The sequence below is a fragment of the Corynebacterium sp. HMSC065D07 genome, assembly GCF_001810695.1.
In the GTDB taxonomy this organism is placed as follows: domain Bacteria; phylum Actinomycetota; class Actinomycetes; order Mycobacteriales; family Mycobacteriaceae; genus Corynebacterium; species Corynebacterium hesseae.
The window spans coordinates 1-12611 of sequence record NZ_KV802430.1 but is presented as its reverse complement, the minus strand read 5'-3'; the positions used below and the strand labels follow the sequence as shown (position 1 = coordinate 12611).

At 60.1% G+C, this 12611-nt stretch carries 13 protein-coding genes and 1 pseudogene; 7 read left to right on the top strand and 7 right to left on the bottom strand.

The features are described from left to right. Positions 1-148 precede the first annotated feature (148 nt). Positions 149-529 (bottom strand): cold-shock protein, encoded by a 381-nt coding sequence (locus tag HMPREF2760_RS03170; RefSeq protein ID WP_070523056.1) that lies wholly within the window; start codon positions 527-529, stop codon positions 149-151. Positions 530-1053: 524 nt separating this feature from the next. Here HMPREF2760_RS03170 and HMPREF2760_RS03165 point away from each other — a divergent pair. Next, positions 1054-1704 (top strand): resuscitation-promoting factor Rpf1 domain-containing protein, encoded by a 651-nt coding sequence (locus tag HMPREF2760_RS03165; RefSeq protein WP_070523053.1) that lies wholly within the window; start codon positions 1054-1056, stop codon positions 1702-1704. A gap of 101 nt (positions 1705-1805) precedes the next feature. Here HMPREF2760_RS03165 and HMPREF2760_RS03160 read toward each other — a convergent pair whose 3' ends face one another. Next, the gene (locus HMPREF2760_RS03160; protein ID WP_232748464.1) at positions 1806-2762 is read right to left on the bottom strand and encodes an ABC transporter permease; all 957 of its coding nucleotides are present in this window, start codon (positions 2760-2762) and stop codon (positions 1806-1808) included. 112 nt (positions 2763-2874) lie between these two features. Here HMPREF2760_RS03160 and HMPREF2760_RS03155 point away from each other — a divergent pair, with 112 nt between their 5' ends. Then, the gene (locus HMPREF2760_RS03155; protein WP_227486299.1) at positions 2875-3477 is read left to right on the top strand and encodes a TetR/AcrR family transcriptional regulator; all 603 of its coding nucleotides are present in this window, start codon (positions 2875-2877) and stop codon (positions 3475-3477) included. Between the two features lie 141 nt (positions 3478-3618). Here HMPREF2760_RS03155 and HMPREF2760_RS03150 read toward each other — a convergent pair whose 3' ends face one another. Continuing rightward, positions 3619-3804, bottom strand: a complete 186-nt coding sequence (locus tag HMPREF2760_RS03150) for a hypothetical protein (RefSeq protein WP_070523044.1) — start codon at positions 3802-3804, stop codon at positions 3619-3621. A 93-nt stretch (positions 3805-3897) separates the two neighbouring features. Here HMPREF2760_RS03150 and HMPREF2760_RS03145 point away from each other — a divergent pair, with 93 nt between their 5' ends. The 4 genes from HMPREF2760_RS03145 to HMPREF2760_RS03130 are packed head-to-tail and all read left to right on the top strand — an operon-like array spanning position 3898 to position 9446. Further along, positions 3898-6000, top strand: coding sequence for a helicase-associated domain-containing protein (locus tag HMPREF2760_RS03145; RefSeq protein ID WP_070596607.1), 2103 nt, complete (start codon positions 3898-3900; stop codon positions 5998-6000). A 37-nt stretch (positions 6001-6037) separates the two neighbouring features. Then, positions 6038-7675, top strand: a complete 1638-nt coding sequence (locus HMPREF2760_RS03140; RefSeq protein WP_070596605.1) for a DNA repair helicase XPB — start codon at positions 6038-6040, stop codon at positions 7673-7675. Between the two features lie 4 nt (positions 7676-7679). After that, positions 7680-8318, top strand: coding sequence for a DUF3239 domain-containing protein (locus HMPREF2760_RS03135; protein ID WP_070596604.1), 639 nt, complete (start codon positions 7680-7682; stop codon positions 8316-8318). Beyond that, a complete protein-coding gene (locus HMPREF2760_RS03130; protein ID WP_070596603.1) occupies positions 8319-9446 on the top strand; it encodes an aminotransferase class I/II-fold pyridoxal phosphate-dependent enzyme in 1128 nt (375 codons plus the stop codon). Between the two features lie 66 nt (positions 9447-9512). On the opposite strand, the gene HMPREF2760_RS03125 is transcribed toward HMPREF2760_RS03130, so the two are convergent. Continuing rightward, the gene (locus tag HMPREF2760_RS03125) at positions 9513-10136 is read right to left on the bottom strand and encodes a TetR/AcrR family transcriptional regulator (protein ID WP_070531563.1); all 624 of its coding nucleotides are present in this window, start codon (positions 10134-10136) and stop codon (positions 9513-9515) included. 182 nt (positions 10137-10318) lie between these two features. On the opposite strand from HMPREF2760_RS03125, the gene HMPREF2760_RS03115 reads away from it, so the two are divergent. Then, positions 10319-11029 (top strand): GAP family protein, encoded by a 711-nt coding sequence (locus HMPREF2760_RS03115; RefSeq protein ID WP_070596602.1) that lies wholly within the window; start codon positions 10319-10321, stop codon positions 11027-11029. 108 nt (positions 11030-11137) lie between these two features. On the opposite strand, the pseudogene HMPREF2760_RS13040 reads toward HMPREF2760_RS03115, so the two are convergent. The 3 genes and pseudogenes from HMPREF2760_RS13040 to HMPREF2760_RS13205 form a co-directional block, all read right to left on the bottom strand. After that, positions 11138-11550, bottom strand: a pseudogene (locus HMPREF2760_RS13040) (anion permease). A gap of 106 nt (positions 11551-11656) precedes the next feature. Next, on the bottom strand, positions 11657-11887 hold the full coding sequence (locus HMPREF2760_RS12725) for a hypothetical protein (RefSeq protein ID WP_144015057.1): 231 nt from the start codon (positions 11885-11887) through the stop codon (positions 11657-11659). A 246-nt stretch (positions 11888-12133) separates the two neighbouring features. Continuing rightward, positions 12134-12508: a DUF6973 domain-containing protein gene (locus HMPREF2760_RS13205; protein ID WP_371440614.1), complete on the bottom strand. Its 375-nt coding sequence runs from the start codon at positions 12506-12508 to the stop codon at positions 12134-12136. Between the last annotated feature and the right edge of the window lie 103 nt (positions 12509-12611).

The following is a 12611-nucleotide window of genomic DNA, read 5'->3' as shown; positions in this document are numbered from 1 at the left end:
CATGGATTCCGTGTCCAAGAAGACACCGGACTCCATGTCCAAAAACCCTATGGACATAACAAACTTAGGGCTGATCATTGAAAAATCAGCCTAGCTTTTGGCAACTAGGGCACTTTTCAGTCATCGGCCTACGAATGTAGGCCGCCCCTTAGCTATCCAAGTCCTTGGCAATAGCGCGCAGAATCTCCGCCACCTGACGGCCGGTCTTGCGATCTGGGTAGCGGCCCTGGCTCAGCACAGGCTGTACTTGGGTTTCGAGCAACGTCATGACGTCGGAAAGCATGCTCGACAGCTCCTCCGGCTTGCGGGCCGGGGTGCGGCGGCGCGGGGAATCAAGGACCTTCACGCGCAGCGCCTGCGGGCCGCGACGGCCAGCAGCGAAGTCGAACTCGATTCGCTGGCCTTGATACAGCTCGTCAACACCCTTGGGCAGCACGTTGCGGCCAACGTAGACGTCTTCATCGCCGGGGTTGCTGACAAAGCCGAAGCCCTTGTCCGCGTCATACCACTTCACTTTGCCGATAGGCATGGTTCTTCACTCACTTTCTTTCCGTCTCTCCTCTTTAGAAAGCTTAGGCGCTGCCATGCGCCAGGCCTATAGGCCGCAAGCATTCCGGGACGAGGAGGCGCGGCGTAATTAATACTGAAGCGGCCGCGCGGAGGAACTATCCGTGGAACTTATAAAGAGATACATCTTAACCTCCCCACGCTCCGCCAGAGAAACTTGCCCCAGAGTTCACCCCATCAACCACACCCATAACACGTGTGATGTAGCTAACATTCCCGCCGCGAACAGGGGAAACATAGATATATTGGCATGAGTGTTACCGTTTTGGAGCATTTAACGTGACTGTTTCGTTATAAACCGCTACTCTTTCCCACAGGCACTTCGGCCGCCGGCCGTGGAAGTCTCGCCCCAGACACAGTCCGGGCTTCCACTAGGCGGCCGCACATGATGTGCATGACTATGAACATCAACTGCAAGACACTATGCCGGACTGGGCATCATCTGGGCGCGAGAAAGCAAGAACAACCTAGAGAAGGAATACTTTAATGGGACGCCACTCCGCTAAGAACAAGTCCATCGCCACCAAGTTTGCCGCCTCCACCGTTGCCGTGGGCGCCGCCGCAGCCATCATGGCACCGAACGCTGCCGCTGCACCGGATTCCGATTGGGACCGCCTCGCGCAGTGCGAGTCCGGCGGCAACTGGGCCATCAACACCGGCAACGGTTACCACGGCGGCCTGCAGTTCAACGCTCAGACCTGGCAGGCCTACGGCGGCGGTGAGTTCGCTCCGACCGCTAACCTGGCAACCCGCGAGCAGCAGATCGTTGTTGCCGAGCGCACCCTGGCACAGCAGGGTTGGGGCGCATGGCCGGCTTGCTCCGCAAGCCTGGGCCTGAACTCCGCCCCGACCCCGCGTGATGCAAGCGCAGCCGCAGCCCCGGCCGAGGAGAAGACCGCTCCGGAGGCTCCGGCTGACGCCCCGCAGGCCGTTCAGGAGGCCGCTGAGGAGCCCACCGATGAGCTGGCTTCCGACGCCCTCTACTCCCTCATCCAGGACACCGCCACCCAGTACGGCTTGACGATTCCGGCATCCTTCACCGAGCAGTACAAGGCAAACCGCCACGACTTCAACGCCTTCTACTCCGCCAACCGCCACGTCATCGACCCGCTGGCACAGGTTCTGGCTGCACGCTAAGCAGCGCGCAGCGCCGTGCAAGCACGGTACATCAAAGCAAAACTCTAACTACATAAAAAGAGACTGGATGGTGTCCTCCATCCAGTCTCTTTTGGTTTTGCTTAAACCTTTTCCTCAACGGCAACGTCTTCCTTAGCGCGCGACCTATCGAAGGCCAGCAACACTAGACCGACAACGATCCACAGCCCCAGTGCCCACCACGCATGGACGGCACCATTGCCATCAAAGAAGGACAGTGAACGGACCAAGTGGCCCGTCGCGCCGATGGGCATCCACTGCCCCAGCGTCGACCACCCGGCAGGAAGCAGCCATGGTCCCGTCGCCAGACCCGACAGCGGGTTCGCCAGGAAGATGGTCGCCACAGCACCGATTCCGATGCCCGCGGCCCCCATCACTCCCGCGAGGCCGGCGGTCACCGCAGAAGTCGCAAGGATACCCGCTGCAATGGCCATCCACTCGGCAGCGAAGCTGCCACCGAGGGTTCCATAAACCGAGTGCAGCATCCACGTAGCAATAAGCGCACCCACCAGCGCGATACCAACGAGCACTCCCATCTTGATCCACTTCTTACCACGGAATGCAAAGGTGGCAATGACAGCGGAAATAATGCCACCAAAAGCTAGCGGAAGGCCAAGCAATGCAATGCCGCTTGCCTGCGGGTCCTCCTTCGTCGTCGGTGCCAGCTCCCGCTTCTCCACGGTCATCCCCTGAGCCTCGAGCTGGCTCGCAAGACCGTCAACCATCGCAACGTAGGGAGCACCATTTCCCGCGGCCGTGAAAGCATTCGCGCCCTGAGGAGAGATAGCGAGGCCGCCAACAGCCTCACGCTGTAGCACCGCGTCTCGCACCTCCGCCTCGCCGTGCTTCACGACGATCTCCGGGGCCTCATCCCCAGCCGCGCTCTCAATCTTCTGCGAGATGCCATCGAGCATGGGCTCCGGTACAGAGACCGCAATCGGCACTCCGGCTGGCCCGGATGCAAAGGTGGGCGCCAAGAATGCCCACAGCATGAGACCGATAACGATGGGGATCCCCACGATGGCAGCTATCGATTTCACAGCAACCGATGGCTGCTTTCTTTCCCGACTTTTCACCGCTGACATTACATAGCCTCCAAACGGCACAGAGTGTTTCACTTACAAAGTGGAGCATAGTGTTCCGTTTGATATGATGCAAGCCGTGAGACAAGATGCAGCAGAAAACAAGCAAGCCATCGTCGCAGCAGCCAGGCAGCTGCTCATCACCGAGGGACCGGGCGTATCCATGCGCTCAATCGCCAAGAAAGCTGGCGTGGGCGTCGCCACGGTCTCACGCCACTTCCCCGAGCGGCTCTCCCTCATCGTTGCCATCACCAGCGCGGAGGTAGCGAACATCAAGGAAGAGGTGGACAGCCACCTGCAAGGCTTCGACGAGGACCCCGAAGGCACCTGGCGCGATATCATTCATCGCATCGCCGGCCTTAACTTCGCCGCCGTTGTTCAAGCTGCGGCAGCCGAAATGAACACTGCTGCGTTCTCAGACGATGACGCGCAGAAGATCGCTGCCCATCGCACAGCAGAACTGAAGTCGATCTACCAACCGATGATCGAACTCGCGCGGCAAGCAGGCCTCTGCCCCGAGTCCCTCACCCCACTCGAACTTCACATCGGCATCGGTCTCATCACCCGCCCGCTGCCCAGAACGCCAGTGAGCACCGACTACCTATCAGGTATACAAGCCCAGCTCATCGATACGCTGCTCGACGGCTTTAAAGCCCAAGCCCGTGCCGACTAGTTCCCGTGCCGACTAGTTGAGGCGCAAGTACATTACAAACACGTATAGCCCCACCGAGGAGAACATTCTCGGAGGGGCTGAAAGCAGGCCAGTCAGGCTCAGCACATTCGCTAAGTGAAGCGCAGATTTCTGCGCGCCAACTTAGCGGTTGATGCGGGTGTACGGGTGTACGTAGTTCAGCTTCTCTGCCGGCATCGGCAGAATCAGATCGTCACCATACGGGCTGGATGCGCCAGCAAACGGTGCAGTGATCTCAGTAATGACGTGCTCGCGGGGGCTGTTCTTCGGCCAAGCCGGGGATACGAAGCCTTTGTTCTCATTCGACATGCTCCTTATTATTCCAAACCCTGCGCCGAAAAGTAACTTAATCACCCAACGAGGGCCCCATCCCTCCCCCGCCTACTAAACTTGATGGCCATCATGACCTCCCCCTCAAACCGCGCCCACGTCACCGAGAGCTACCGCGAATGGCTCAGCCAACTACCCGCTGAAGACTTACGCGCCCTGTTGAGCAACCGCAGCGATGTTCTCTCCCCCGCGCCGAAGGACTTCGATGCGCTGGCCTCGCGCCTGACACTTCCGATGCATGTCGCGGATGCCTTGGCGGCAAGCAACGCCGAGCAGCTCGCCGCCTTGGAGGACATCGCACAACGCGGCGGCGAGGTCGACATGGTGGAAGACACCAACCCCACAATCACGAAACAGCTCAAGGAGCGCGGCCTCGTCTTCGGCAACGCCCCGCAGGTGCGCATCGTCACCGCCGTCATGGGCTCGCTTCCCACCGGCTGGTCGCTGCGCAATCAAGTCGAGTTCGACGCACATGACATCGAAGCTCTCACTCCAGAAGAGCGCCACATCCTCGACGCATTGGCAAAGGGCGATGGCGTGGGATACACCACTGACACAGAGCCAGATATCAACTCTGACGACCCCGCCAAGCGCCTGCTGGCCAAAGGTTTCCTGGAGCGCATCAATGCCCACTCGGTACGCCTGCCGCGCGCGCTCGCCCGTGCACTGGTTGGGGACGCAACCCCTCCCATCCCCACCACTCCCTCGGGCCGCGCCGGCACCCCGGAACCGGTTTCAAAGGCAGACGACGCCGGTGCCGCGGCGGGCCTCGAGGCCGTGCGTGGCATGGAGAGGCTCATCGAGTTGCTCGGTAGCCACCCGGTCGCGCTGCTCAAGGATTCTTCGGTGGGCGTTCGCCCGCTCAACCAGTTGGCGAAGGACCTCGACTTGGATAAAGAAGAAGTCGGGCGGCTTATTGCTCTAGGACACCACGCCCGGCTTCTCCACCGCGGCGAACCTGATGGCTTAGAGGGCCATTTCCTCGCCCCCACCACCGGCTCCCAGGACTGGCTCGAGGCCGATCTCGGGGAGAAGTGGCGCATTCTTCTCGACGCCTGGCGTACCTCCCCCTGGGCCACATGGAGCGATACTCGGGTGCTCGCAGACGACAGCGCAGTGCGCCGCCTGCCGCGCTTCCGTAGCTTCGTCCTGGGTGTCTACGCTCACTCCGCCGTCGCGCTGAACAACGAAGAGTTTTGGGAGGATCTGCGCTTTCGCTCCCCTCTTTTTGCCAGCCACACGCGCACGCTGACCATTGAGAATCTGCGCGCCGAAGCCGAATGGATCGGTGCCATTGCGCTGGGCAAAGCTACCAGTGTGCTGGCTGATTCCGCCGCGGCCGCCAGCCTCGTCCCCGATACCGTCAGCGAATTCATCATCCAACAAGATCTCACCGTCCTCGTGCCCGGCCCCCTTGAGCCAGACACGCACCGCACCCTCGCCTCCATGGCTGACCTCGAATCCCCAGGCTTGGCCAGCGTGTACCGCATCAGCGAGTCCACCATTCGCCGTGGCATGGACCAGGGTCTGACCGCCCAGGAAATGACCGACTTTTTGGAAAAGCATTGCCCGACGGGCGTGCCGCAGGCGTTGGAATTTGCCATCGGGGACGTCGCCAAGCGCCATGGCACCCTCCGCAGCGGGCCGGCGGTCTCATACCTTCGCAGCGAGGACCCCGCGCTCCTGGAGCTCGCCGTCGCATCCGTTCCCGGTCTGCGCCTGCTCGCGCCCACCGTCGCGGTATCGCAGCTGCGCGTGGGCGAGCTGCTGGAGAAGCTGCGAGCAAAGGGCCTATCCCCCACCCCGGAGGATGAATCCGGCGCTTCCCTTACCGTCGCCCCCGAGCCCTACCTTTTGCCCACGCCCCGCACGAAGCCGCGCAAGCGCGAGCCCGCCTCGGTGGAGCAGGCGCTTCAGGCTTTGCAGAAGTCAGCGCAGGATCCGAGCCAACACCAGGAGGAGGAGCCAGATCCGCTCACTCTGGCCCGCGCCGCCGCGCGCTTCCACGCCGATATCGTGATTTCCTATGCCGATAAAAGCGGCGATATCCGCACCGTGACTGTGACACCACTCTCCGTTGAGGGCGGCTACATTGATGCCCTAGGCGCAGCGGGCAAACCCGTGCGCTTCCCGGTTCACCGCATTTCCTCCGTCCGCTTCACTGACAGGGATTAAGCCCTTCCCTAACGCACAGAGTAGAAAGGCCCCAGACATGCCCGGACCGCTCATCGTCCAATCGGACAAGACTGTCCTCCTCGAGGTGGATCACCCGCAAGCCGACGCAGCCCGCGCGGCACTCGCGCCCTTCGCCGAGCTGGAGCGCGCGCCCGAGCACATCCACACCTATCGCATCACCCCGCTAGCCCTGTGGAATGCGCGTGCCGCCGGGCACGATGCTGAGCAAGTCGTCGACGTCTTAGAGAACTACTCCCGCTTCCCGGTGCCGCAGGCACTGCTGATCGACGTCGCCGAGACCATGTCGCGCTATGGCCGCGTGCGCCTGCTGGCCCACCCAGCCCACGGTCTCATCCTCGAATCGGACGAGCCCGTCATCCTCGAAGAGCTCACGCGCACCAAGAAAGTCAGCGAGTTGCTGGGCCCGCGCATCGATGACAGCACTATCGCCGTTCCACCCTCCGCGCGCGGGCGCCTCAAACAAGAGCTGCTTAAAGCCAGCTGGCCCGCCGATGACCGCGCCGGCTACGTCGACGGCGAATCCCATCCCATCGCGCTGAGTACGGAGGAGGTGGACTGGCAGCTTCGCGATTATCAGCAGTACGCCGCCGATTCCTTCTGGTCCGGTGGCTCCGGCATCGTGGTCCTGCCCTGTGGCGCGGGCAAAACCATCGTGGGTGCTGCCGCCATGGCTAAAGCACAGGCCACCACGCTCATCCTCGTGACCAACACCGTAGCTGGGCGCCAATGGCGCGATGAGCTGCTGCGCCGCACCAGCCTCACGCCGGAGGAGATTGGTGAGTACTCGGGGGAGAAGAAGGAAATCAAGCCGATTACCATCGCCACCTACCAGGTGGTCACCCGCAAGACCAAGGGCGAATACCGCGCGCTCGAGCTCTTCGATTCCCATGACTGGGGCCTTATTATCTACGACGAAGTGCACCTCCTGCCGGCCCCAGTTTTCCGAATGACCTCCGACCTGCAATCGCGCCGCCGCTTAGGACTGACCGCCACACTCATCCGCGAGGACGGCCGCGAAGGCGATGTCTTTTCGCTCATCGGTCCCAAGCGATATGACGCACCGTGGAAGGAACTGGAATCCGCCGGCTACATCGCCACCGCGGACTGCGTCGAGGTGCGCGTGGACATGACGCAGGAGGAGCGCCTGCTCTATGCCACGGCACAGGCGCGGGAGAGGTATAGGATTGCGGCGTCGGCAAGCGCTAAGCTGCGGGCCGTCGACAAGCTGCTAAAGAAGCATGCAGGTCAGCAAGCACTCATCATCGGCGCCTACGTGGACCAGCTGGAGGAGCTCGGTGAGCACCTCAGCGCGCCCGTCATCGACGGCAAGACCTCCACCGCCAAACGCGAAAAGCTCTTCCAGCAATTCCGCGAGGGCGAGCTTCCCACCCTGGTGGTCTCCAAGGTCGCGAACTTCTCCATCGATCTCCCCGAAGCCGCCCTGGCCATCCAGGTTTCCGGCACCTTCGGCTCCCGTCAGGAGGAAGCCCAGCGCCTAGGTCGCCTGCTGCGTCCGAAGAAGGACGGGCAGGAGGCCACCTTCTACACATTGGTGGCGCGCGAATCGATCGATGCGGAATACGCCATGCACCGCCAGCGCTTTTTGGCCGAGCAAGGTTATGCCTACCGGCTGGTGGACGAAGTAGACTTGTGAGCTGATGAAGATTTTCAAGTTTGACGTCAACGAAGACTTTGCCAAGAAGAACAACGAGCTCCTGCGTGATTCCTCGCGCCTGCGCAATTCCGGCCTCATCATGGGCTTGGTTCTTATCCTCGGTGCCCTCGCCGTTTACTTCGGCATGGATGCCGTCTGGCGTATCACGCTGGCCGTCGGCATGGTGCTCTTCGGAATCTTTTGCGCCGTTGTTGGCATCATGGCCTCGCGCAAGGTCGGCACGGCGCAAAAGCTCTATGATTCTTATCCGCTTGCCCCGGCCGTCGTAGCGGAGGTCAACGAGCGCGACATGGTCCTCATGGCCTTGGTGAACACCAATGTTGACCCGAAGGTGCCGCCGCGGTGGGGCGCATGCCTGCGCACGGTCACGAGCATTCCAGGCATCAAGCGCACCGTGGGAACTAAGGTCCCGGTGGCCGCTGTTTCCGGCCAGCGCAGCAGCAGCGATAAAGACCATTGGCAGCAGATCACCCCGATGCCAATTGCTTGGGGCACCCCGGACGCGGAGACCGTGACGATTGCACGCAAGTCCATTCCGGAGGATCAGTGGCAGCGCCTGGAGCGCGCACGCAAGCGTCTGACTGACGTCAAGGCTACGAAGTACGATCTGTTGGTGCTCTAAATGACTGTTCACAGGCTTGAAGAATTTGGCGAAACCATCTTTGCCACCATGACCGCGCTTGCTGTGGAGCATGACGCGGTGAACTTGGGCCAGGGTTTCCCCGATAGCGATGGCCCACAGCGCATGCTGGAGATTGCCCAGGAGAATATCGCCGGCGGCAACAACCAATACGCTCCCCTACGCGGGGTCCCAGAACTGGTCGACGCCATCGCGGAGGCCTACTCCGTGCCGCAGGACCACGTCGTGGTCACCGCCGGTGCTACCGAGGCCATCACCGCAACAGTCTTGGGCCTCGTGGAGCCCGGCCAGGAGGTCATCGTCCTCGAGCCTTATTACGACGCCTATATCGCCGCCATCGCGCTTGCCGACGCCACCCGCATCCCCGTCCCCTTGAAGGAATCCGGCAACAGCTGGGATATCGACGTTGCTGCGGTACGTGCGGCCGTGACCGATAAGACCGCCATGGTCATCATCAATACCCCGCACAACCCGACCGGCTCGGTCTTCTCCCGCAAGGCACTCACCGAGCTTGCCGAGCTCTGCGTGGAGAAAGACCTCCTCGTGTTAGCCGATGAAGTCTACGAAAACCTCACCTTCGGCACCGAGCACGTCAGCATCGCCTCCCTGCCGGGGATGGCCGAGCGCACCGTCACGGTGTCTTCTGCCGCTAAGTCCTTCAACTGCACCGGCTGGAAGACCGGCTGGGCCATTGCGGAGCCTAAGCTTCTCGACGGCGTCATCAAAGCCAAGCAATTCACCACCTTCGTCTCCACCACGCCCTTCCAGCCGGCCGTGGCGCATGCCCTGCGCTATGAACAAGAATGGCTGGACGGCATGGTGTCTGAGCTTGCAGAGTGCCGCGGTATCCTAGTGGAAGGCCTAGAAAAATTGGGCTTCCACGTCCACGACACCGGCGGCACCTACTACGTGGTTGCCGATGTCTCCCCCACCGGAATGACCGGCGTGGACTTCTGCATGCAGCTGCCCGCAACAAAGGGCGTGGCAGCCATCCCGCTGGCCGCCTTCACGGACAACCCAGAGCCGTGGAAGTCCAAGGTTCGCTTTGCCTTCTGCAAGCGTCCCGAGGTCATTCGCGAAGCCGTGCGGCGTCTAACTGCAGAGTCCTAAGAATTCAGGCTCCTAAGCTTGCCCCTTCTGTCCTGCACATTCTTGTCTTTAACGGCTTTCAGCCCCCTACATTCCGTTCTGGCCTTTAGGAGAACCGGGTTCTACAATCAGCGCGAGTCCCGAAGCAAGGTCTGCCAGCAACTGCTTCGACGAGTCCACAGGAGCATTGAGGTAGTCGATCGTCAGCCCGTTGACCAGTGCAGTGACAAGACGAGCACCTTGCTCAGGCGACAGCCCTCGGGCCAATTTTCCGAAACGTTGCGCTGCTTCGAGACCTTCAGAAACGCGCGCCCGAAACTTCGTCACCTCGGCGTCGTATAAGTCAGCCAGCCATTCACGCGTCGAGGCAGCAGCTCCCACTATGACCCACACAGCGGAATCCTCGCGCTGGACAGGTCCAATTGGCAAAAGTTCAGCAAGACGACTGTGGAAGGCCGCGTGAAAATCCGTCGCATCGGTTTGTGTAAGGGCCCGCGACTCCTGACGCTGCAACGACCTGACAAAAGCTTTCGCGATGATGTCGTCCCGTTTACCCATCTGGTACTGGACAGTCCCAGGTGCGACGCCAGCTTCAGTGGCGACATTGCGCACGCTCAGGGCATCGAGGCCCTGGCTGACCATCACTCGAATAGCAGCATCAGCGATCATTGCGGCGGTGCCGGTGATGGGTGTGTTGCGATCAACGGACATGGAGCTCCAATCTTGCGTAGCTCAGATGCGATGAGCCATTCATAAGTGTAGTTGCACTCGCGCATTGCGCCTCGTACAATCGTACCAAGCCCGCGATTAATACGAACGTACGACGCTGGATTGAGGCCTCTTGCGAATCTAAGGTCAAACTCCCCGCAAACACCCGACTACTGGAGAATTCCATGTCAGACTTCCTTCCCCTTGCTGGCCTTGCACTCGTAGATAGTTTGAGTGCAGGAACCCTTGTCATTCCTATTGCACTGATTGTTATGTGGCGACGAGTACGTTTAGGCCTATTGGGCACCTATCTCGCTACGATCGCCACGGCCTACTGCGGCCTTGGTATTGCGCTTCTATTAGGGTTCGATGCAGCAGTATCGAGACTTTCTGGCGTAAGCGAGACTGATTGGTTCCGGTGGGTGACTCTTGTACTGGGCGCGGGGCTTTTCATCTTCGGTGCGTTCTCACCAAACCCAAAAAAGCCCGCAGCCGCGCAGACCGCCGGCCCAGAAGTACCAAAGAGTCGGGCTTCTCGCCTTGCACGGGGCGCGTCACTGAGTGCGACCGGCATGGTGGGGCTTGCGCTAGGTGCTGCCGTCGTCGAGGCTGCGACGATGTTGCCTTACCTGGGCGCAATGGGAATTATCCAGTCTATGTCTTTCGGGTTTAGCGGCAAGGTCGCGCTTATTGCGGGGTACTGCATCATCATGGTCCTACCGGCAACTCTTATGGCTGCCATTGCAGGCGCAGCGGGGCCGGCTATCTTTCCTCGTCTGGAGCGCGCCATCCGTCGGCTGGAGTATGAAGCGAAAGTGACGTTGCTGTGGATCGCGGCAATTGTGGGAGTCTACATGGCGGCATCGAGTGCACAAGGGCTCGGATTGATCGGTTGAGTGCCGGGCTGAACGTTGAGCGATAGCGCCGATTGAAGAGCCCCTTCCTGCAGAGCTAGCCCCCCGACCCGTCATAACGGCGGCCGAGAGCTACGTCTTCTTCATCCCCTATCCGATGCCTACCAAGGCGGCAACAGTTGGGAGAAAGAAGAAAATCAGCGCGCCGCCGATTATGTCGAAGCTGACGCCTGTGCGGATCATACGCGCGATGGAAACGCAGCCGGAGCCGTAAACGATGGCATTTTGCCGCGTGGAAATTGGAAGCATAAAGCCAAAGGATGCGCCGAAGGAAGCGGCCATCGCCGGATAACAGGGTCCACTCCCGCAGCCATGGCGAGTGGAACAACAATCGGCACAGTGACAGCCGCCGCGGTATTACTTGTGGTCTCAGAGATGAGGATGGCCAGCAACACCGCCATGGCAGTGATGACCAAGGCACTAGATACGCCCAACATATTGTTGAGTCCGGAACCGATAGTTTCTGCTAGACCGGAGCTGCCCAGCATAGCACCGAAGATCATGCCGCAACCAAACAATATGATGGTGCCCCAGTCAATCTTGGCCGCATCTGACCAGTCCAGGGTGTACTGCAGCTTCTTGGATTCAACGGGCAGCGAGCCCATATGACTACTTGTTCAAGCCGGTGAGAATCCAAGCACTACCCGGACTATCCAGAGAAAAACTGAGAGCCACTGTCGTTGACTCCATGATTAAAGAAGACGGACTTGATGGAGAACACAGATCAAGAGCCTGTCGAGAGAACTTCACCCATTTCTCGCTGTCGCCCTTTCCTCTAAGAAAGAGGAAGTTTTCATGATCGGAGAAGCCGTGTTCTGGAACAGGGGGATCATCAGCCATAAGTGTTTCTTTGACTGTTTGATACGGAGTGTATGGGCACACGAGCGAAAACTCAGTCCACTCTGGTCCGTAGAGTTCCTCCAGTGTGATGGACTCAGTAACGGGGGTTTCATGTCCCGATCGTCCTACGGACGCGAGATGAGAAGCCAATGGGTCATCAAAACTACAAGAGGAGAGTAATAGGGAAACAATACTAGTGAGCCCTATCTGCGCCATCATGCGTCTCATTAACATAACCCCCTTCTCCTAGGAAAGTGTAGATAGCAGTCCAATTCTAGCCCAGAGGGCGCACTGGTTCAGAGCAGAAGCTTCGTCGCCACTACTTGCGAAAGCAGATCCAAGAAATCGACCTTGGGCATTGTTATACAAGTCCACGTTGGTCTCATCCGCTGGCCCCTGAGCGACAGTTTCGTGGTTAGTAGCAATGCGTTCAGCTGCACCTGCACCGATTCTCATCGTCATCAGGGCATTCCACAAGCAGTGCCGAAAAGCATCGCCCTTTCCATTGCGGAGTGATGTGGCGCCAGGAAACCGGTTCTGCGCTTCCATACTCGCGGTGGTGGCTGCCTGATTGGCGATGCCGCATGATACTACGTCGACCAGCGCGATGCAGGACAGCATTTCAAAGCCCTGGATATATATCCGGTAGGGGTCCGACTGGGCGGTCGCAAAAGGCGCTACCTGAAGATTTGAAGCGTCCTGGGTTTAGTTCCTACCTCAGCTA

What these genes read in the sequence shown, in the direction of transcription:
- HMPREF2760_RS03170 (WP_070523056.1), bottom strand. Translation starts at nt 529, where the DNA reads ATGCCTATCGGCAAAGTGAAGTGGTATGACGCGGACAAGGGCTTCGGC.
- HMPREF2760_RS03165 (WP_070523053.1), top strand. Translation starts at nt 1,054, where the DNA reads ATGGGACGCCACTCCGCTAAGAACAAGTCCATCGCCACCAAGTTTGCC.
- HMPREF2760_RS03155 (WP_227486299.1), top strand. Translation starts at nt 2,875, where the DNA reads ATGCAAGCCGTGAGACAAGATGCAGCAGAAAACAAGCAAGCCATCGTC.
- HMPREF2760_RS03150 (WP_070523044.1), bottom strand. Translation starts at nt 3,804, where the DNA reads ATGTCGAATGAGAACAAAGGCTTCGTATCCCCGGCTTGGCCGAAGAAC.
- HMPREF2760_RS03145 (WP_070596607.1), top strand. Translation starts at nt 3,898, where the DNA reads ATGACCTCCCCCTCAAACCGCGCCCACGTCACCGAGAGCTACCGCGAA.
- HMPREF2760_RS03140 (WP_070596605.1), top strand. Translation starts at nt 6,038, where the DNA reads ATGCCCGGACCGCTCATCGTCCAATCGGACAAGACTGTCCTCCTCGAG.
- HMPREF2760_RS03135 (WP_070596604.1), top strand. Translation starts at nt 7,680, where the DNA reads ATGAAGATTTTCAAGTTTGACGTCAACGAAGACTTTGCCAAGAAGAAC.
- HMPREF2760_RS03130 (WP_070596603.1), top strand. Translation starts at nt 8,319, where the DNA reads ATGACTGTTCACAGGCTTGAAGAATTTGGCGAAACCATCTTTGCCACC.
- HMPREF2760_RS03125 (WP_070531563.1), bottom strand. Translation starts at nt 10,136, where the DNA reads ATGTCCGTTGATCGCAACACACCCATCACCGGCACCGCCGCAATGATC.
- HMPREF2760_RS03115 (WP_070596602.1), top strand. Translation starts at nt 10,319, where the DNA reads ATGTCAGACTTCCTTCCCCTTGCTGGCCTTGCACTCGTAGATAGTTTG.
- HMPREF2760_RS12725 (WP_144015057.1), bottom strand. Translation starts at nt 11,887, where the DNA reads ATGGCTGATGATCCCCCTGTTCCAGAACACGGCTTCTCCGATCATGAA.
- HMPREF2760_RS13205 (WP_371440614.1), bottom strand. Translation starts at nt 12,508, where the DNA reads ATGCTGTCCTGCATCGCGCTGGTCGACGTAGTATCATGCGGCATCGCC.